General features: G+C 68.7%; 18 protein-coding genes and 1 pseudogene. 8 read left to right on the forward strand and 11 right to left on the reverse strand.

What is annotated here, in order from left to right; all coding sequences use genetic code 11:
• Positions 1–44: 44 nt before the first annotated feature.
• The 6 genes from ACTWPV_RS01995 to ACTWPV_RS02020 all read left to right on the forward strand — a co-directional run bounded on the left by ACTWPV_RS01995 (position 45) and on the right by ACTWPV_RS02020 (position 8,104).
• Positions 45–1,715, forward strand: a complete 1,671-nt coding sequence (locus tag ACTWPV_RS01995; protein ID WP_443150335.1) for a thiamine pyrophosphate-binding protein — start codon at positions 45–47, stop codon at positions 1,713–1,715.
• A 12-nt stretch (positions 1,716–1,727) separates the two neighbouring features.
• Positions 1,728–2,951 (forward strand): formyl-CoA transferase, encoded by a 1,224-nt coding sequence (gene frc, locus ACTWPV_RS02000; protein WP_347641766.1) that lies wholly within the window; start codon positions 1,728–1,730, stop codon positions 2,949–2,951.
• Complete coding sequence (locus ACTWPV_RS02005) at positions 2,952–5,072, forward strand: acetate--CoA ligase family protein (RefSeq protein WP_443150336.1); 2,121 nt, start codon at positions 2,952–2,954, stop codon at positions 5,070–5,072.
• Between the two features lie 76 nt (positions 5,073–5,148).
• A complete protein-coding gene (locus ACTWPV_RS02010) occupies positions 5,149–6,642 on the forward strand; it encodes an Nramp family divalent metal transporter (RefSeq protein WP_443150337.1) in 1,494 nt (497 codons plus the stop codon).
• Positions 6,642–7,133: a hypothetical protein gene (locus ACTWPV_RS02015; RefSeq protein ID WP_443150338.1), complete on the forward strand. Its 492-nt coding sequence runs from the start codon at positions 6,642–6,644 to the stop codon at positions 7,131–7,133. The genes ACTWPV_RS02010 and ACTWPV_RS02015 overlap by 1 nt, the downstream gene beginning before the upstream one ends.
• The gene (locus tag ACTWPV_RS02020) at positions 7,130–8,104 is read left to right on the forward strand and encodes a TerC family protein (RefSeq protein WP_347641769.1); all 975 of its coding nucleotides are present in this window, start codon (positions 7,130–7,132) and stop codon (positions 8,102–8,104) included. The genes ACTWPV_RS02015 and ACTWPV_RS02020 overlap by 4 nt, the downstream gene beginning before the upstream one ends.
• 125 nt (positions 8,105–8,229) lie before the next feature.
• Here ACTWPV_RS02020 and ACTWPV_RS02025 read toward each other — a convergent pair whose 3' ends face one another.
• From ACTWPV_RS02025 to ACTWPV_RS02055, 7 genes and pseudogenes are all read right to left on the reverse strand, one after another.
• On the reverse strand, positions 8,230–9,018 hold the full coding sequence (locus ACTWPV_RS02025) for an SDR family NAD(P)-dependent oxidoreductase (protein ID WP_443150883.1): 789 nt from the start codon (positions 9,016–9,018) through the stop codon (positions 8,230–8,232).
• A 112-nt stretch (positions 9,019–9,130) separates the two neighbouring features.
• Positions 9,131–9,397, reverse strand: a complete 267-nt coding sequence (locus tag ACTWPV_RS02030) for a TetR-like C-terminal domain-containing protein (RefSeq protein WP_443150884.1) — start codon at positions 9,395–9,397, stop codon at positions 9,131–9,133.
• A 215-nt stretch (positions 9,398–9,612) separates the two neighbouring features.
• Positions 9,613–9,768 (reverse strand): annotated as a pseudogene (locus ACTWPV_RS02035) (TetR family transcriptional regulator); the annotation flags it as partial.
• A gap of 130 nt (positions 9,769–9,898) precedes the next feature.
• Complete coding sequence (locus tag ACTWPV_RS02040; protein ID WP_443150339.1) at positions 9,899–10,957, reverse strand: SDR family oxidoreductase; 1,059 nt, start codon at positions 10,955–10,957, stop codon at positions 9,899–9,901.
• A 34-nt stretch (positions 10,958–10,991) separates the two neighbouring features.
• Entirely contained in the window at positions 10,992–11,846 is an 855-nt protein-coding gene (locus tag ACTWPV_RS02045) for an alpha/beta hydrolase (protein WP_443150340.1), read from the reverse strand.
• A gap of 84 nt (positions 11,847–11,930) precedes the next feature.
• The gene (locus ACTWPV_RS02050; protein ID WP_443150341.1) at positions 11,931–13,268 is read right to left on the reverse strand and encodes an MFS transporter; all 1,338 of its coding nucleotides are present in this window, start codon (positions 13,266–13,268) and stop codon (positions 11,931–11,933) included.
• A 29-nt stretch (positions 13,269–13,297) separates the two neighbouring features.
• On the reverse strand, positions 13,298–13,723 hold the full coding sequence (locus ACTWPV_RS02055; RefSeq protein WP_443150342.1) for a hypothetical protein: 426 nt from the start codon (positions 13,721–13,723) through the stop codon (positions 13,298–13,300).
• A gap of 101 nt (positions 13,724–13,824) precedes the next feature.
• On the opposite strand from ACTWPV_RS02055, the gene ACTWPV_RS02060 reads away from it, so the two are divergent.
• The gene (locus tag ACTWPV_RS02060) at positions 13,825–14,724 is read left to right on the forward strand and encodes a LysR family transcriptional regulator (protein ID WP_443150343.1); all 900 of its coding nucleotides are present in this window, start codon (positions 13,825–13,827) and stop codon (positions 14,722–14,724) included.
• Between the two features lie 72 nt (positions 14,725–14,796).
• Here ACTWPV_RS02060 and ACTWPV_RS02065 read toward each other — a convergent pair whose 3' ends face one another.
• The gene (locus tag ACTWPV_RS02065) at positions 14,797–16,101 is read right to left on the reverse strand and encodes an SGNH/GDSL hydrolase family protein (protein ID WP_443150344.1); all 1,305 of its coding nucleotides are present in this window, start codon (positions 16,099–16,101) and stop codon (positions 14,797–14,799) included.
• 251 nt (positions 16,102–16,352) lie between these two features.
• Between ACTWPV_RS02065 and ACTWPV_RS02070 the strand changes: the two genes are divergently transcribed.
• A complete protein-coding gene (locus ACTWPV_RS02070; protein WP_443150345.1) occupies positions 16,353–16,484 on the forward strand; it encodes a hypothetical protein in 132 nt (43 codons plus the stop codon).
• Positions 16,485–16,737: 253 nt separating this feature from the next.
• On the opposite strand, the gene ACTWPV_RS02075 is transcribed toward ACTWPV_RS02070, so the two are convergent.
• From ACTWPV_RS02075 to ACTWPV_RS02085, 3 genes are all read right to left on the reverse strand, one after another.
• Positions 16,738–16,920, reverse strand: coding sequence for a hypothetical protein (locus ACTWPV_RS02075; protein ID WP_443150346.1), 183 nt, complete (start codon positions 16,918–16,920; stop codon positions 16,738–16,740).
• A gap of 226 nt (positions 16,921–17,146) precedes the next feature.
• Positions 17,147–17,890, reverse strand: coding sequence for a GntR family transcriptional regulator (locus ACTWPV_RS02080; protein ID WP_347641779.1), 744 nt, complete (start codon positions 17,888–17,890; stop codon positions 17,147–17,149).
• A gap of 86 nt (positions 17,891–17,976) precedes the next feature.
• A complete protein-coding gene (locus ACTWPV_RS02085; RefSeq protein WP_443150347.1) occupies positions 17,977–19,290 on the reverse strand; it encodes a hypothetical protein in 1,314 nt (437 codons plus the stop codon).
• Positions 19,291–19,347: the final 57 nt, after the last annotated feature.

A 19,347-nucleotide genomic window follows, 5' to 3' on the forward strand; every position in this document is an offset into this window, starting at 1 on the left:
AGTATGCGGAAGACAGCGCTCCGTCCCCCGGAAAGGGTTGAAGGATGTCGGAAACGATCTCTGGCGGTCATCTCGTAGCCAAGGCGCTCAAGGCCGAGGGCGTAGAAGTGATCTACACGCTCTGCGGCGGCCACATCATCGATATCTATGACGGCTGCGTCGATGAGGGCATCGAGGTCATAGACGTACGCCACGAACAGGTAGCCGCGCACGCCGCGGACGGATACGCGCGCATCACCGGCAAGCCCGGCTGCGCAGTGGTCACCGCCGGACCGGGCACGACCGACGCGGTCACCGGCGTGGCCAACGCCTTCCGCGCCGAGAGCCCCATGTTGCTCATCGGCGGCCAGGGGGCTCTGAGCCAGCACAAGATGGGCTCGCTCCAGGACCTGCCGCACGTGGACATGATGGCCCCCATCACCAAGTTCGCGGCCACGGTGCCGAGCACGGAACGGGTGGCCGACATCGTGTCCATGGCCTTCCGCGAGTGCTACCACGGCGCTCCCGGCCCGTCGTTCCTGGAGATCCCGCGCGACGTGCTCGACGCGAAGGTCCCGCTGGAGAAGGCGCGGATCCCGGAGACCGGGCGCTATCGGGCCTCCACCCGCCAGGCAGGCGACCCCGAGGCGATCGAGCGGCTCGCCGACCTGCTGGCGCACGCCGAGAAGCCGGCCATCCTGCTCGGGAGCCAGGTCTGGACGTGCCGGGCGACCGACGCGGCGATCGACTTCGTCAGGGCGCTCAACGTGCCCGCGTACATGAACGGCTCGGGCCGCGGCACGCTCGCGCCGGGCGACCCGCACCACTTCCAGCTCAGCCGCAGGTACGCCTTCACCGAGGCCGACCTGATCATCATCGTCGGCACCCCGTTCGACTTCAGGATGGGGTACGGCAAGCGCCTGTCGCCGACCGCGACCGTCGTCCAGATCGACCTCGACTACCGCACCGTCGGCAAGAACCGGGACATCGACCTCGGCATCGTCGGCGACGCCGGCCTCATCCTCTCCGCCGCGGCCCAGGCGGCGAGCGGCCGTATCGGGGACGCCGCCGCCAAGCGCAAGGCGTGGATCGAGGAGCTGCGCACGGTCGAGACCCAGGCGTACGAGAAGCGCCTGCCCCGCCAGCACTCCGACGCCCAGCCCATCGACCCCTACCGCCTCGTCCACGAGATCAACGAGTTCCTCACCGAGGACACCATCTACATCGGCGACGGCGGCGACATCGTCACCTTCTCCGGCCAGGTCGTGCAGCCGAAGTCGCCCGGCCACTGGATGGACCCGGGGCCGCTCGGCACGCTCGGCGTCGGCACCGCCTTCGCGATGGCGGCCAAGCAGGCGCGGCGCGACAAGGAGGTGCTGTGCCTGTTCGGCGACGGCGCCTTCAGCCTGACCGGCTGGGACTTCGAGACGATGGTCCGCTTCGACCTGCCGTTCATCGGGGTCATCGGCAACAACTCCTCGATGAACCAGATCAGGTACGGCCAGGCCGCCAAGTATGGCGAGGACCGCGCGCGCGTCGGCAACACCCTAGGCGACATCCGCTACGGCGAGTTCGCCAAGCTCCTCGGCGGCCACGGCGAGGAGGTCCGGGACCCGGCCGACATCCGTCCCGCGCTGGAGCGGGCCAGGGAGTCGGGCAAGCCCTCACTGATCAACGTATGGGTCGATCCGGAGGTCTACGCCCCCGGAACGATGAACCAGACCATGTACAAGTAGGGGAAAAGCGACATGAAGGCTCTCGAAGGTGTCCGCGTCCTCGACATGACCCATGTCCAGTCCGGCCCGTCCGCCACCCAGATGCTCGCGTGGCTGGGCGCGGACGTGGTCAAGCTGGAAGCACCCAAAGGCGACATCACCCGGCAGCAGCTCCGTGACGTGCCAGACGTCGACAGCCTCTATTTCACGATGCTCAACTGCAACAAGCGCAGCATCACCCTCAACATGAAGAGCGAGCGCGGCAAGGAGCTCTTCACCGAGCTCGTGAAGAACGCGGACGTCCTGGTGGAGAACTTCGGGCCGGGCGCGGTCGACCGCATGGGCTTCACCTGGGAACGCCTCCAGGAGCTCAACCCCCGCCTCATCTACGCCTCGATCAAGGGCTTCGGCTCCGGCCGGTACGCCAAGTTCAAGGCGTACGAGGTGATCGCGCAGGCGATGGGCGGCTCGATGAGCACCACGGGCTTCGAGGAGGGCCCGCCGCTGGCCACCGGGGCGCAGATCGGCGACTCGGGCACCGGCATCCACGCGGTCGCCGGCATCCTGGCGGCCCTCTACCAGCGCGAGCAGACGCAGCGCGGCCAGCGCGTACAGGTGGCCATGCAGCACGCCGTGCTGAACCTGTGCCGGGTCAAGCTGCGCGACCAGCAGCGGCTGGCGCACGGCCCGCTGCGCGAGTATCCCAACAAGACGTTCGGCGACGAGGTGCCGCGCTCGGGCAACGCCAGCGGCGGCGGCCAGCCGGGCTGGGCGGTGCGCTGCGCTCCCGGAGGCCCCAACGACTACATCTACGTGATCGTGCAGCCGGTCGGCTGGGAGCCGATCGCGAACATCATCGGCCGTCCCGAGCTGGCGGACGACCCCGAGTGGGCGACGCCGGAGGCGCGGCTGACCAAGCTGGACAAGATGTTCCAGCTCATCGAGGAGTGGACGATCCGCCACGACAAGTGGACGGTGCTCGACCGGCTCAACGGCGCCAACGTCCCTTGCGGGCCGATCCTGTCCACCAAGGAGCTGGTGGAGGACGAGAGCCTGCGCGAGGAGGGCATCGTCGTCAAGGTCGACCACCCGGAGCGCGGTGAGTTCGTGACGGTCGGCAGCCCGCTGCAGCTGTCGGACTCTCCGGTGGACGTCGTCACCCCGCCCCTGCTCGGCGAGCACAACCAGGACATCTACGGCGAGCTCGGCGTCAGCGCGGACGAGCTTGCCGAACTCAAGACGAACGGAGTCATCTAAGTGGTCAGGGAAGTCATCGACAAGGCGCTCGCCGAAGGGCGCACCGCCCTGACAGCACCCGAAGGACGCAGGCTGTGCGAGGAGTACGGCATCGCGACCCCGGGCGAGGGGCTGGCCACGTCGGCCGCGGAGGCGGCGGAGATCGCCGAAAAGATCGGGCTCCCGGTCGTCCTCAAGATCGTCTCGCCCGACATCCTGCACAAGACGGACGCCGGCGGCGTGCTGGTCGGCCTGAAGAGCGCCGACGAGGTACGGGAGGGCTACGACACGATCCTGGCCAACGCCCGCGCCTACAACCCCGACGCGAAGATCGACGGCATCCAGGTGCAGCAGCTGGTCGGCGGCGGCCACGAGGTCATCGTCGGCGCCGTCACCGACCCCACGTTCGGCAAGGTCGTCGCCTTCGGGCTTGGCGGTGTCCTGGTCGAAGTTTTGCAGGACGTTACCTTTAGGCTTGCCCCGCTTTCGGGCGAAGATGCCTTTGGGATGCTGGACAACATCAGGGCGGCAGAAGTCCTCCGTGGTGCTCGCGGCGCCGAACCCGCCAACCGGGAGGCGCTCGCGGGCCTGATCGAGCGGGTCGGCCGGCTGGTCACCGACTTCCCCGAGATCATCGAGGTCGACCTCAACCCCGTCTTCGCCGACGCGAACGGCGCGGTCGCCGCCGACGTGCGCATCCTCATCGGGGACAAGCCCGCGGAGGTCACCCGGCTGCCGCGCGAGGAGATCCTCCGGCAGATGACGCGGATCTTCAAGCCGCGCTCGGTCGCGGTGATCGGCGCCTCCGCGGAGAACGGCAAGATCGGCAACTCCGTCATGCGCAACCTCATCAACGGCGGCTACCAGGGGCAGATCCTGCCGATCAACCCCAAGGCCGACGAGATCATGGGGCTGCCCGCGTACAAGAGCATCTCCGACGTCCCCGGCGACGTGGACGTGGCCGTGTTCGCCATCCCCGCCAAGTTCGTCGCGGCGGCGCTGGAGGAGACCGGGAAGAAGGGCGTGGCGGGCGCCGTCATGATCCCGTCGGGGTTCGCCGAGACGGGCAACGTCGAGGGCCAGCAGGAGATCGTCGAGATCGCGCGCAGGCACGGCGTGCGCATGCTGGGCCCCAACATCTACGGCTACTACTACACGCCGGAGAACCTCTGCGCGACGTTCTGCACGCCGTACGACGTCAAGGGCAGCGTGGCGCTGACCTCGCAGAGCGGCGGCATCGGCATGGCCATCCTGGGCTTCAGCCGCACCACCAAGATGGGCGTCTCCGCCATCGTCGGCGTCGGCAACAAGGCCGACGTGGACGAGGACGACCTGCTCACCTTCTTCGAGCAGGACGACAACACCAAGGCCGTGGCCATGCACCTGGAGGACCTCAAGGACGGGCGCGGCTTCGTCGACGCCGCCCGCCGCGTGGTCAAGGAGAAGCCGGTCATCGTGCTCAAGGCGGGACGCACCGCGATGGGCGCGCGGGCGGCCGGCTCGCACACCGGGGCCCTGGCCGGCGACGACAAGGTCTACGACGACATCCTCCGGCAGGCCGGAGTGGTGCGCGCGCCGGGCCTCAACGACATGCTGGAGTACGCCCGCGCGCTGCCGATCCTGCCCGCGCCCAAGGGCGAGAACGTCGTCATCATCACCGGGGCGGGCGGCTCGGGCGTGCTGCTCTCCGACGCCATCGTCGACGCCGGGCTGACGCTCATGGACATCCCGCCCGACCTGGACGAGGCCTTCCGCGCCTACATCCCGCCCTTCGGGGCGGCGGGCAATCCCATCGACATCACCGGCGGCGAACCGCCATCGACGTACGAGAACACGGTCCGCCTCGGCCTGGCCGACGAGCGCATCCACGCGCTCGTCCTGGGCTACTGGCACACGATCGTGACGCCGCCGATGGTCTTCGCCGAGCTCATCGCCCGCGTCGTGGCCGAGGAGCGGCAGAAGGGCAACGTCAAGCCGGTCGTGGCGTCGCTCGCCGGGGACACCGAAGTTGAGGAGGCCAGCGAATACCTGTTCGAGCATGGCGTGGTCGCGTACCCGTACACGACTGAGAAGCCCGTGGCGGTCCTCGGTGCGAAGTACCGCTGGGCCAGGGCGGCCGGGCTGCTGGGCCAGAGCCGATAGATCGCACAGCAGCCAGGCGAGGGGGCCATTCGGGGCAGCAGCGCAGAAAGGCAACAACCCCCCAGGAGGTCCGTAGGTGGACACATCGAACACACCACCGGCGGCGCAGGCCGCGCCACCGGTGGAGGACGAACGAGTATGGAAAGCGGGCCGGCTCGAGCCGATGCCCATCAGGAAACTCCCCGACGCGCCTCCCTCGGTGCACATTCTCGGGCCGACGGTCTTCCTCGTCGCCCTGGGCGTGGGCATGGGAGAGTCGTACATGTGGCCCCGGCTGGTGCTGCTGTTCGGGCCGGAGATCCGGTGGCTGTTCCTGATCGGCGTCACCCTGCAGGCCGTGGTGATGCTGGAGATGGCGCGGTACGCCATGGCCACGGGGGAGAGCATCTTCTCCGGCGCGGCCAGGGTGTTCAAGCCGCTGATGTGGTTCTTCTTCATCGTCGCCATCGCCGTCTACATCTGGCCGGGGCACCTGTCGGCGGGAGCGGCGGCGTTCGAGGAGATCACCGGAATACCCTGGGTGGTGACCGCGGTCGCCGGGTTGATCCTCGTGGGCGTGATCTTCAGCCTGGCGAAGGTGATCTACAACGTGCTGGAGAACGTGCTGTCGCTGCTCATCGGCGCGCTCGTGCTCGGCACGGCCGTGGTCGCCGCCATGGTCGGCACCTTCAACGACGTGGTCACCACGATCACCGGCATGTTCTCCTTCGGCTACCTGCCGCCGGAGGCCATGACCGCGGCCTGGTTCCCGGTGATCGTCGGGGCGTGCGCGTTCGCCGGCCCGTCGGGTATGCAGCAGATGTGGTACACGCTGCACCTGCGTGACTCCGGCGCCGGCATGGGCGCGCACATGCCGAAGGTCCGCGGGCTGCGGCACGCGGGCGAGCAGGAGGAGATGCCCTCGCGCGGGTTCATGTTCGACACCGACGACCCGGCTGAGATGGCCAAGTGGAAGGGCTGGCGGCGCTGGGTCACCTTCGACGCCCTCCTTCTGTTCTGGGGCATCACCATGCTGGTCACGATCTCCTTCACGGTGATCGCCCAGTCGGCGGTGCGGCAGAACCCGGGCGTGCGCGACGTGATCGCAGGCGATGACCGGGAGGTGGCGCTCACCGCGATGGCGGACGCGGTCTCCTCCGCGGGCAGCTCGGTACTCGGGGTGGTTTTCCTCGGGTTCATCGCGCTCATCGGCCTGAACGCGACGCTGGGGTTGTTCGACTCCTTCTCCAGAGGCCAGGCCGACATGACGTACAACTTCGTGCCCGGCGCGAAGAAGATCCGCATGTCGCACCTGTACGCGATCTTCCTCTGGGGTGTGATCATCTTCGGCATCCTGATCCTGCTGTTCGGCCCGGCCGACGGACCCAGCGGGATCCTGGACACGCTGGCGTTCCTGTCGACGTTCGCGATGGGCGCGTACTGCGTGACCCTGCTCCTGGTGAACAACCGCATGTTGCCCAAACCGATCAGGCCCAAGTGGTGGACCAACGTGATCATCGGGTTCGGCGCGGTGTTCTACCTGGGGATGTTGTTCTACAGCCTGTTCGCCTATGGCGTGGTCGTGGGCTGATGATCGGACGGCACAGCCTCGAACTCGCCCTGCCAGGGGCGTCGATCGGAGCCGCCGCCGGTGCCATGGCCGGTGGGCTGACCCTGCTCGCGGGGCAGCCCACCGGGATGGCCGCGCTGTCGGCCCTCGCGCTCGCCGTGCCGCTCGGCCTCTTCGGCGGGCTGTATGGCGTGCTCCTGGGCCACGGCGTGTTCCGGCCCGGCACCTTCGGGCCCGTCGGACTGTTCTGGATGGCGGCCTTCCCCGTGTCGCGGCTCATGCAGGAGAGCGTGGCCGGGGTCGGCATGGCCGACGGCGTGCTGCCGTTCCTGGCGTACCAGGCGATGGTGGCGCTCGGCTTCGCGATCGGCTTCGTCTGGCTGCACGAGCGGCTCATGCCGCACTGGCTCATGCGCAGGGCCGGCGCGAACCCTGAGGCCAAGGCGCTGCTCGGTGAGTACGTCAAGCACGCCCAGGCCCTGCAGGCGGCCAGGAAGGGGTCGCGTCGATGAACCTGCCCGTCTGGGTCTGGCTGGCCACGATCGGCGGATTCTGCATCGTGCTCGCGTTCGACTTCTACCTCGTCGCCCGCAACCCGCACGAACCCTCCTTCAGGGAATGTGTGGGGTGGGTGTCGTTCTACGTGGGTCTGGCCGTGGCCTTCGGCGCCGGCCTGCTCCTGTTGTCGGGCCCCGCGCACGGCGGGGAGTTCTTCGCCGGGTGGATCACCGAGTATTCGCTCAGCGTGGACAACCTCTTCGTCTTCCTGCTGATCATGAGCCGATTCCAGGTGCCGCGTCAGTATCGCCAGAAGGTGCTGCTCATCGGCATCATCCTGGCGCTGATGATGCGCGGCGCCTTCATCGCGGCCGGCGCCGAGGCGGTCTCCAGGTTCGACTGGCTCTTCTACGTCTTCGGCGCGTTCCTCGTCTACACCGCGTGGAAGCTGATCGGCCACGAGGACGACGACGCGGAGTTCTCCGAGAACCTCGCCCTGCGCACGGTGCGCCGGGTGCTCCCGACCACGGACACCTATCACGGCGCCCGGCTCACCGTGCATCTGGGCCGCAGGATGGTCACCCCGATGCTGATCGTGATGGTCGCCATCGGGACGACCGACCTGTTGTTCGCACTCGACTCCATCCCGGCCATCTTCGGGCTCACCAAGGAGCCCTATCTGGTGTTCACCGCCAACGCCTTCGCCCTCATGGGGCTGCGGCAGCTCTTCTTCCTCATCGGCGGGCTGCTGGACCGGCTCGTCTACCTGAGCAAGGGGCTGTCGGTGGTGCTGGCGTTCATCGGGGTGAAGCTGATCCTCGAGGCCCTGCACCACGACGGCGTGTCGTGGGCGCCGGAGATCCCGATCATGGTCTCACTCGGCGTCATCCTCGGCACCCTGGCGGTGACCACGGTGCTGAGCCTGATGAAGTCGTCCCGCGACGCCAGGGCAAAGGAGGTGGAGCCGGAGCCTGCCGACCGCTGACGCGCCTCGGACCAGAGGCCGAGGCCGCGCGCGGGGGCGGCCGCGGCTCGGCGGCATGCTCACAACGACGTGCCCAAGGGCGCCTGCCCAGGGACGGGGACTCTTGTGCACGTCGTGCTGCCGTCTCACAGTTGGCGCAGGGCTCCTCCGTCGATCGCCCATTCGGCGCCGGTGACCTGGGCGGCGCGGGGGGACAGCAGGTAGGCGATGACGCCGGCCACCTCCTCCGGGGTGCCGATGCGCCCGGTGGGCAGGCGCCGCTCGACGCGGATGAAGTGGTCGACGGCGTCTGCCGGCGGCAGGTCGAAACGCTGGGCCAGTTGCTCGGCGAAGCCGCCAGGAGCGTCGAAGAGCGCGGTGCGCGTAGGGCCCGGAGAAACGATGTTGGAGCGCACCCCGGCCGGGCCGAGGGCCGCGGCCAGGGATTTCGACACCGACAACAGTGCCGCCTTGGACGCGGCGTAGTCGGCGATGGACGCGTCGGGCATGCGGGCCGCCTCGCTGGCGACGTGGACGATGCTGCCTCCCTCGGGGTTCTGCGTCAGGATCGGCAGCGCAGCTCGCGTGAGCCGGACGGCTGAATGCAGGTTGAGCTCGAAGGTGGCGTGCCACTGGTCGTCGTCGATGTCGGCGAACGAGTCGCGGGAGATCAGGGCGGCCGCGTTGTTGACCAGTCCGTCGAGCTTGCCGTGGCGGTCCATGATCTGTGTGACGACCTGCGTCGCGACCGCCGGATCGGTGAGGTCGGCGCGGATGAACTGTGTGGCAGACGGCAGCGCGGGCTGAGGGGAGGTGCCGCGGGCGATCGCCACGACCTGAGCTCCTTCCCCGGCGAGCAGATGGGCGGTCGCCAGGCCGATGCCGCTGGTCGCACCGGTGACGAGAATGACCTTGCCGGAGAGGTGAAGGTCCATGGCGGGCTCCTTGGAAGCCGGAGACGAGGGGATGGGCTGGGTTGCGGGGCACTGGGGCCTGCGGGGCGGGGCGCGTGCGCGCAGGCCGTTCCGGCAGCTCGGGACATCCATCTCACGTGTTTGGTCCGACGAACGCCCCCGCGCGGGCGGCGGCCAGAGTGCGCAGAGCCGCCCGCTCGGCGACAGCCGCATCGATGACCTCCCGGGTGACCAGCAGGCGATAGTAGATGGGCGCGGAGACGGCCCGGATGACTTCCTCGCCGTCGGTGCCCGGCGGAAGCTCGCCGCGCGCGATGGCCAGGTCGACGCACTCTTCCCACTCGTGGATATGCGACGGACATAGAACGCTCGAAGAGCGTCGGCCGCGCCTCCGTCGCAGGTGGCAGCTGTGATCATGGCTTCGAGTGTCGGGCCCAGGCGCTCGTCGGTGATGCCGTGGAGAACATTGGCAGCATGAGCGCGAAGGTCTCCTTCGATGGTTCCCGTGTTGGCGTGCGGAGCCGACTGCTCGGCGAGTTCCCTCATCAGATCAGTCACGAGACCTGCGGTTGTTCCCCAGCGACGGTACAAGGTGGTTTTGCCCACGCCTGCTCGTGACGCCACGTGATCCATGACCAATCCATGGAAGCCGCGTTCCATCAGCTCGTCCTGGGTTGCCTCGAGCACCGCGGCACGCACTCTGGCTGTGCGACCGCCAGGACGCACCGTCCCTGCCGAGCGGGAATCCTGATTCATGGAGCTCCTCGACATGTCAGCATCACGCCGATGCTATCGGCACCAATGACCCGTTAAGGACGTGGCTTGCTGGTGTCGCCGCGACATGCCCTGAACACCGTCTCGCTCCACCGAACGCACAGTTCGGTGGAGCGGCTCCATCGGCTCAGGGGATGATGCGGCGTTCGCGCATGCCGGACAGGATGTTGAGGAACATCTCCTCGGTGTCGACGAAGTCGTGGAAGCCGAAGCGCCGGGCCTTGGTGCCGTCGGCGAACATGTCGTAGTCCCAGGAGAACACGAAGTCGCCGAACCCCCACGATGACAGCTCTTCGTAGGTGTGCGGCTCCAGGCCGTACTTGCGCGTCATCTCCTCCCAGAGCGGCGCCTTGTCGGCCATGACGGTCGCCAGCGACATGGGAAGCGGGCTGGCGACTTCCAGATCGAAGAATTGGGCGATCTTCGGCCACATGTCGTCCCAGCGGAACAGATCGCCGTTGTTGATGTTGAACGCCTGGTTCGCGCATCGGGGATCGGTCGCTGCCCAGACGGTTGCCTTGGCGAGCAGCCCGGCGTCGGTCATCTCAAGGAGGCTGTGGTAGGCCCCCGGCTTGCCGGGGAAGCGCATGGGCACGCCGAGCTCCTTGGCGATGGAGCCGTAGACGGCGATCACCATGGCCAGATTCATGGGATTGCCGAGGGCGAAGCCGCACACGACGGACGGGCGGATCGCCGACCATGTCCAGGACTTGCCCCGCTGCCGCCGCTCCAGGAACTCCTGCTGGTCGACGTTGAACTCCGGCGGCATGTGGTGCGGGTCCGATTCGCGGGCCGGCGTCTTGAACGGTCCGAGGTGGGCACCGTACACCTTGTAGCCCTGCATCAGGCTGATGTGAGCGAGGTCGTGTGCGAAGGGCTCGACGGCGTCGACGACGTTGACGAGCATCGCGAGGTTCGGCGGGACGAGTTCGGCCCAGGTCGGCCGTTCCTGGTAGGCGGTGTAGAAGATGTGGGTGACCTCGTTCAGGCCGGAGAGCTTCTTGGTGCAGTCCTCCGGGTCGAGCAGGTCGACGGAGATGTTTCGGAGGCGGTCGCTGTCCGGCGCGGAACGGCGGGATAGGCCGATCACCTCCCAGTCGTCGAAGGTGGCCAGGTGGTCGACCAGGTTACGGCCGATCACGCCCTGGGCGCCGACGACGAGGGCGACCTTGCGCTGGGTGCTCATTCGGGTGTTCTCCTGTTCCAATGGTGATGGCTGGTTACGGCAGAAGGTGCCTGCGCGTCACGTCGCCGATCCGGGTGTAGAGGGTGTCGGTGCGCTGAACAGCACGACCGGCCAGGTAGAAGGCGTGGATCATTCCGTCGTAGCGGGTGTGCGTGACCGTCGTCCCGGCTGTGGCCAGGCGTGCGGCGTACAGTTCGCCTTCGTCGCGCAGCGGGTCGTACTCGGCGGTCATCACGAGTGCCGGCGGCAGCCCGTCGAGGCGGGCCCGCAGCGGTGAGGCGTAGTGGTCCGCCGGGTCGTGGGGTCCCAGGTACTGGGCCCAGTTCCATCGCATGGTGCGGCTTTCCAGCCCGTAGCCTTGCGCGTACGTCTGGTGGGAGGCGGTCGCGCAGGCCGCGTCGGTGGCTGGATAGATGAGGATCTGCAGGCTGATGGCGGGTCCGCCTGCGTCGCGGACGCGCAGGCATGTCGCTGTGGCCAGGTTGCCGCCGGCGCTGTCGCCGGAGACACCGATCCGCTTCGAGTCGATCTGCAGGTCGGTGGCGTTCTCGGCGATCCACGACACGGCCGCGTGGCAGTCGTCGAGTGCCGCGGGAAAGCGGTTCTCCGGAGCCTTGCGGTAGCCGACAGTGATGACGGCGCAGCCTGTGGCGTTCGCCAGCCTGCGCGAAGGCCGGTCGTATATCTCGGGGTCGCCGCTGACCCAGCCGCCCCCGTGGAAGTGGACGAGGCACGGGTACGGGGGCTTGCCGTGCGGATAGTGGACCCGGGCCGGCAGCGCGGAAGCCGGCCCGGGGATGGTCACGTCTCGGACGTGGGCCACGGGCTCCGGCTCGCCCTGCAACTCGAGGTACTTCAAGATGCCGGTGCGGGCGCCGGTGACTGTCATGCGGCCAGTGGGGGCCCGGTTCCTGGCTGTGCTGTCCAGGAGAGCGGCAGCTTGCGGATCCAGAGGCATGGTGTCTCGACGGGCTCAGCGCGTCGCACGAAGGGCGACGCGATTGCGGTGCAGCAGAACGCCGCCGATCGTGGTGGCGAGACCGGACAGGCCCATCATCGTCATCATCGGCACGGGCGATCCGCCCAGACCGCCTACGGCGGCCAGGGTGGGCAGCGGCAACAAGCCGCCGCCTACCAGCGCGCTGATCGCGATCACGGTCGCAACGCCGACGTAGCGCACCTCGACCGGGAACAGGTGCGACATCATGGTCGGCGCCACCCCACCGAAGATCCCGTATGAGACGGCGCCGACGATCATGGCCAGCCACAGCGCGTATCGGTCGCCTGTGCCGATCAGCAGGTAGGACGGTATGGCCCACGCCATCGTCAGCACGCCTGAGATGATCACGATGCGCTCGCGGCCCCATGCGTCGCCGTATCTGCCGCTGATCGCCACGAGAACGACCAGGGCCAAGCCGGTCAGCACCAGTCCGAGCTGCACGTCCGCGGCGGACAGTTCCGGTTGGTACTTTCCGACGTATGCCAGCAGGCTGGTGAGGAACGCGTAGCCGAAGGTGACCGGTCCGATCCACATCAGCACGCAGATCAGCAACGGCCGCCGTGCCCGGCGCAGGAGCGTGCTGAACTGTCCGGAGGCGGCGCGGCGTTGCGTGGCCACTTTGCTCGACGCCTCGACGAATTCCGGTGTCTCGGAAAGCCGGCTGCGCAGGAGAAGCCCGAAGACGACCAGGACTCCGCTGAGCAGGAACGGCACTCGCCAGCCCCAGGCCTGCCAGGTGGTCTGTCCGACCACCAGGTTGACGATCAGCATCGATGCGCCGGCGGAGAGGATGCCGATCATGTTTCCGATCTGGGGGAAGGCGCCGTAGAGCGTGGCGAGCCTGGGAGGCGCGTGCTCAACGGCGACGACGACCGCGCCGGGATACTCGCCGCCCACGGCCAGTCCTTGGAGCATCCGGAGCGCTACCAGGATGATGGGGGCGGCCGCGCCGATCGCGGCATAGGTCGGGAGAAGCCCGATGCCGACCGTCGCCACGCCCATGATGGCCAGTGACGCCAGCAGCGCGGGTCTGCGGCCGAGCCGGTCGCCCATGCGGCCGAACACCGTCGCGCCCAGCGGCCGGATGAGGAAGGCCACAGCGTGTCCCGAGAACGCGGCCAGGGTGCCGAGCCACGGCTCGAAGCTGGGAAAGAACAGCGGGCCGAACACACTGGCCGCGATGAAGGAGTACAGGATGAAGTCGTAGAGTTCTATTGCGTTCCCGATCATGGCCGCGAAGCCGACCTGGCGGGGCGTCAGGGCATTGCGTGGCCGTACGTAGGTGGTCGCGTCTGGGTCGGTGATTGCCATGGGGCCGTGCCTTTGCCGTGGTGCCGTCGTCAGCTGAGCGGGAGCGGGGGGTTCGCGCTGCGGACTTGTTCTACTGTGATGAAGGCCAGGTCGTCGCCGCCGATGTTCTCCAGGTCGTGCAGCAGGTATTCGCCGGCGCAGAAGACGTACTCCCGGGTTTCGCCGCGGCGGTAGGAGACTTCGCGCGTGGTGCCGTCGTGGGTGTGCTGGCGGCTGCGTCCATCGGTCAGCGCCGTCCAGAAGTAGTCGAGTACGTGCCGGTGCGCCGGCAGCCGCTCGCCGGGGGCGAGCCTGATCTGCCAGACGCGCACTCGCTCGGATTCGTGAAGCAGCAGCCCACCGACATGGCCGTTGTGAGCGTTGGCCTGGAACTCGTCTCGGAGGCTCGCCGGCCAGTCGCTGAAGTCCGTCCCTACGACGGCTCCCGCGAGCGCGAGGTTATCCAGGAATGTCACAGTGGGTCTCCTTCCGAGAGAGTCGGCTGTTGAAAGAGTCTCGTTGCAGCCACGTCTATAAGTCGAACTCATATCTTTCATAGATCCGATAAAATCTGTTCATGGTAAGCCTGCGTCAGATCGAATACCTGGTCACCGTCGTGGACGAGGGCTCCTTCACGCGCGCAGCCGCGCTGCTGCACGTCACACAGCCCGCGCTGTCCCATCAGATACAGGCACTTGAGCGGTCCGTCGGAGCCGCGCTGCTGGAACGAGCATCACGTGGTGCGCATCTCACCCCGGCCGGACGCGCTTTCCTGCCGCACGCCCGGGCGGTCCTCACGGACGCGGCCAACGCTCTCTCCGCCGCCAGGCAATCGGTGGGGCTGGCCGGCGGAGAGCTCAGGCTCGCGACCACCTATTCGATCAGTCTCGGCCTGCTGCCTGCTGCCCTGCGTCTGTGGAGCCGGCGCCACCCGGACGTCGATGTCCGCCTCTACGAGCACCGGCATTCGGATGAGCTGACGAAGGCCATGACGGGAGGGCAGGCAGACCTGGCCATCGGGCCTCGTCCGCCAGACTGGACGGGGCCGATACACACGCTGGGCATCGAAGATTTCGTCATCGCGGTCTCGCGTGGCGACCCCCTCGCCGTCCGTCACGCCACAGAGGTGGATCTCGCGGAGCTACGTGACCGCCGCTGGGTGCACTACGCGCCCGACAACGGCCTTGCCGATGTCCTGAACCTGGCGTGCGCGAGAGCCGCGTTCCAGCCCAGCATCGCCGTACGGACCGAACAAACCGCGTCCGCGCCCATCCTCGCGGCCGCCGGCCTCGGGCCCGCCCTGGTTCCCGCCAACATTGTGCCGGACGGGTACGAGGGCTACGCCCTCAGGCCGTCACCGGGTGTGCGCCGGGAGCTCACCGCCTACGCGCGTACCGTCCCCGATGCGCTCGTGAGCGCCTTCCTCGTCATACTGAAGGAAAGCACGCGCGAGCGTCTGTCCCGCCCCGCATCATGACCTGGCCTTCGGCCGTGGGCCGCGGTGGTCGCCGTTCGTCCCGCCGTCGCGGGACGGGGTTCCGCCAGCCGGTCAGCCCCGGTCGTCAGCGCCTTTCGAGGGCCGCAGCACGGCGGCCACTGCCTGAGCCATGGCCCGGTAGCCGGCATCGTTGGGATGCAGCTTGTCACCGCTGTCGTAGGCGGGATCGAGCAGATCCGGGTCGGACGGCGAGGCCATCGTTCGGTCGAGGTCGACCACGGCGTCGTACTCGCCGGACGTGCGGATCCACCGGTTGAGCTCGTTGCTGGCGGTCGCCGCGTGATCTCCCCAGTGATCCGAGCCCTTGAAGGGCAGCAGGGTCGCGCCGATCACCTTGATGCCCTTGGCGTGTGCCTTCTTGATGAGGCGCTGGTGTCCCGCGATCAGCTCGCGTGCCGGAATGACAGGGTTCGGCTTGTAGGTAGGCGTGTCCGACTCGCTGAAGCCGATGTCGTTGATGCCCTCCAGAATGACGACCGTGTCCACCCCAGGCTGATCGAGCACGTCACGATCGAACCGAGCCGACGACTTCTCTCCATACCAGGAGGAGTCGTTGAGCACCAGGTTTCCGCCGATGCCTGCGTTGAGTACGGGCCGCGGCTTGCCTGAGGCGTCGAAGACCTCGGCCAGTTCGTCCGAGAAGCGGTTGTTGGCGTCGTTGGTGGAGCCGAAACCATCGGTGATGGAGTCGCCGAATGTGACGACGGAGCCGCGTCCCTGCTCGCCGCCGGTCACATCGAGTCCGGAGAGGTAGTACCACGAATGCGTGCTCTGCGTGAACGCGGACCCGGACGGATCGGTGCGGTGGTCGCCAGCGGCGCGGTAACTGGTGGCATATGCCTGGGAGTGGAAACTGGCGGGACCGGTGGTCCCCGCGAAGTACAACGTGACGGTCAGCGAATCCATGGCGCTGACGTCGAAAGGCAGCGGATCGCTGGCTGCCTGGCCGCGCGCCGGGATGGTCAGCGACGTCGATCGCCCGAACCTGAGATGCCGTACGGAGCCGGCCTTGACGGACGCGCCTTCTTCTGCTCGTGCGACGGTGGCACCGGTGACGCGCAGTGGTGAGGTGCCGTAGAGGTTCGACAGGCGGATGCGAACGCTCCTGCCGCCGGCGGTTGTTCTGACGACCTGCCGAACGCTCTGGTTGGAGAAGCCTTCCTCGGACCAGTTCGGCTCGAAGCCGATACTCGGTCGTTGCGGCGAGGCGATCCAGCCGGCGGCCCAAGCTGAGGTGGCGGCCGATGCGGGGGGCGGTGCGCTTGCGCATCCCGCGCCGGTCGACAGCACCGCTGTCGCCGCCAGCGGGACCAGCAGCCTGGTACGAGGACTTCGCTTGAAGGAGGTCATGATCATCCCATCACAAGCTAACGGTTCATTTGTTCCGTTAAGGTGAGACCAACTGTAGCAGGCTTAATGGAACGAAAGGACCGTTAGCTGGGTGATGTCGGCCACGAGTGACGACGCTCGACACGGGCAAGAGGGTCCTGGCCATGGGAAACGTGCTCCGTCATCACCGTCGGCCGCTGCCGGGTGGTGTTCACGGGGACGGCGCACAGGCTTGATCTGGCCACAGGTGTGGCGTCGCCAATGGTGGCGGCCTTCGCGTGATTCTGGTCGGCGAGGTTCCCGGCGGGATCGCCCTCCGGTTGGACGAGCCGGAGCGGGTGGAGACGGTGCTGGGTGGCGAGGGCGCGCGACCGGGCGCTCTGGCCGGCCGCGTCTCCCTCGTCCCCTAGCGCGGCCGGCGTCGGCTATGTCCGGCGGGAGACTGGTTTCGGAACAGCCGAGACCCGTGGGTTCCCTGTGGCCGGACGCCGACGGGTCGTCGTACGTTGCTGGAGCCCGGACCTGAGGCCGAAAGCGCGCGGGGGGCGACGGCCCTGCCGGCTCAGCGGCATGTCCGCGGCGAAAGGTGCCTGCACGTCACTTCGCCGAGCTGGGTGTGGAGCTCAACCGCCCCGGCGACTCACCGACGTTCAGGCGACGCACTCAGCATCGAGGGCTCTTGCGTACGTCGTGCTCTGCGGTCCACTGGCGCAGGTAGCGCTCCGCGTCGTCGGCGGAGTAGTGCTTCCTGAGCGCCGTGCTGAGGCCGAGGCCGATCACCCGGCCATCGGCGGAATGGCCCGCGGGATCACCCAGGAGAAAGCGGATCAGCGCCTTCACGGTCATGCACCTCCCATCTTTGCTACGCATCCTCTGCCCGAGGTGTTACGCAGCATGTCGTCTTCTGTGAACGTCAGATCACCCCGCGGGCCATCCCCGCAGGTCAGCCCGCGGCGGGTCCGAGCAGGTCGTTCTGGACGCTCCGCGCGGGTCAGACCCGCGCGGGTTCTGGCGCGCGGTCAGCCCGTGCGGGCCTGCGCGCGGGTCACCCCGCGCGGATCTTCGCGCGCCGTCAGCTCGCGGCCGGCGTGCGCGGGCGCCGCCGCCGCACCGGCTTGGGCGCGGGCTCCACGGGCTCGTTCTCCCGCTGCTCCATGTAGGAGGCGCGGGTGTGCTCCGTGTGGTCACGCATGATCTTGGCGGCGCGGTCCTCGTCGCCCGCCTCGATGGCGTCGATCAGCGAGGTGTGCTCGTCCCACGAGGCCATGCCGCGCTGGCGGGCCACCGGCGTGTGATACCACCGCACGCGCCTGGCCACCTGGGCGGCCAGCTCTGCGAGGACCTTGTTGCCCGACAGATCGGTCACCAGGGCGTGCAGCTCGGAGTTGGTGGCGACGGCCGCGTCGACGTCGTCCGACTGCACCGCGGCGATGCCGCGGGAGCACAGCGCGCGCAGCCGTTTCACGCCGTCCTCGCCGGCGTGCACGGCGGCCAGCCGGGCCGACTCGGTCTCGAGCAGCGTGCGGACGGCCAGCAGCTGGTCGGCCTCCTCAAGCGTCGGGACGTGCACGAACGCCCCCTGGCCGGGATGCAGGTCGACCCAGCCCTCGCCGCTGAGCTGCTGCAGCGCCTCGCGGACCGGCTGCCGGGAGACCCCGAGCAGCTCGGCCAGCTCGCTCTCGACGAGGTGCTGGCCGGGCTTGAGCTGGCCCGAGACGATGAGCTCTTGGATAGCCTCTATCACGCTCTCCCGGAGCGTGGCGGGACGGGGAATCTTCGCGGCCGCCGTCTGACCGGCCTGATCCGACAGCAACATGGGCACGTCTCCAGGGCTGAGCTAAAAGTTTTTGGTCGACTGCCTACAGCATACCGGCCAACGATTGTCCATGGTCGTGAGTCTCATCACAGCGGTATCGTCGCGGGCAGGCCGGGGATGCGCAGGCGGGGCGCGGCCAGCGCGGGCAGCGCGGCCAGGGTGGCGGCGGTCAGCAGCGCGGCGCCCGGAGCGGTCAGTGCAGCCATGGCCAGGGCCACGGCGCCGACGCCCGCCAGCGCCTTGGCGCTGTAGATGACGGCGTGGATCTCGCCGGCGCGCTCGGTGCCGAAGAACTCGCGCACCAGGCTGGCGAGCAGCGGGTAGAAGGCGCCACCGCCCAGCCCGGCCGCGATCGCGCCGAGCCAGAGCAGGCCGGCGCTGACGGTCGCCTGCGCCGGCGAGCCGCCGACGTGCGCGCCGCCGGCGGCCAGCAGCACCTGGCCGACCGCGAGCGCGCCCAGCACGGCGGCCAGCACCCGCCTGCGGCCGAACAGCTCCGAGCAGCGCATGGCCACCGACCTGCTGGCCCCGTTCAGCGCCACCATGAGGGCCACGGCGCCCCACGTCCCCGTGCCCGCGACCACGATCACGTCGAAGACCGACACGGCGCCCGCGCAGGTCAGGATCAGGGCGAGAGCGGGCAGCGTCCGCGTGCGCAGAGCCTGGGCGAGCAGGAACTGCTTGGCCGCCTCCGGGGTGACGCGCAACCGTGCCGCGTCGAGGGCGTGCGTGCGCGGGTCGACGTCGTCGGGCCACCACAGGGCCGGGGGGAGTCGCAGGTGGCGGGCGGCCGCCCCGATGACCGCCACCGCGACGGCCGCGGCGGTGATGAAGGCGGCCTGCGTGGCGCCGGGAGCGATGCCGGCCCAGAGCAGCAGGGGCACAGCCCCGTACCCGAAGGCGCCGGTGATCAGGCCGACGCGGGCGGCGGGCCGTTCCGGGAACCAGGAGGAGACGACCTCGCCGCAGACGCCGTAGACCAGGCCCGCGCCCAGCCCGCCGAGCAGTCCGTAGCCGGTGAGAGCGGCCAGGCTCACGGAGCCCGGGGCGCCGCCCGCGAGCGCGGCGGCGGCGCCTTCGGCCGGCGGCGCCGCGACCGTGAGGGCCGCCGCGACGAGGCCGAGCCCGCTCAGCGCGGCTCCGAGCGCCAGGCTCGCGCGTACGCTGAGGCGCCCGCGCCGCACCAGGTGAAGAGCGGGCAGCGCGCCCGCCGCCTGGCAGGCGATCCAGACGGCCAGCAGGGTCAGCTCCTTCTGGGCGAGCAGCGCGGCGTAGCCGTACTGCAGCGGGCTGATCGCGGCCATGGCGGCCCAGGACAGCCAGAACATGCGCTTGTGGTCGGCGGGGACGGGCCCGGGAAGGTACGAGCGGCCACGCCAGTCTCGAACTGCATTCTCCATACTGTATGGAATATCCAGTCGACGGAGCCCTGTCGAGACCCTAGACGAGGGATATTC

This window comes from Nonomuraea sp. KM88 (assembly GCF_052245635.1).
GTDB lineage: Bacteria > Actinomycetota > Actinomycetes > Streptosporangiales > Streptosporangiaceae > Nonomuraea.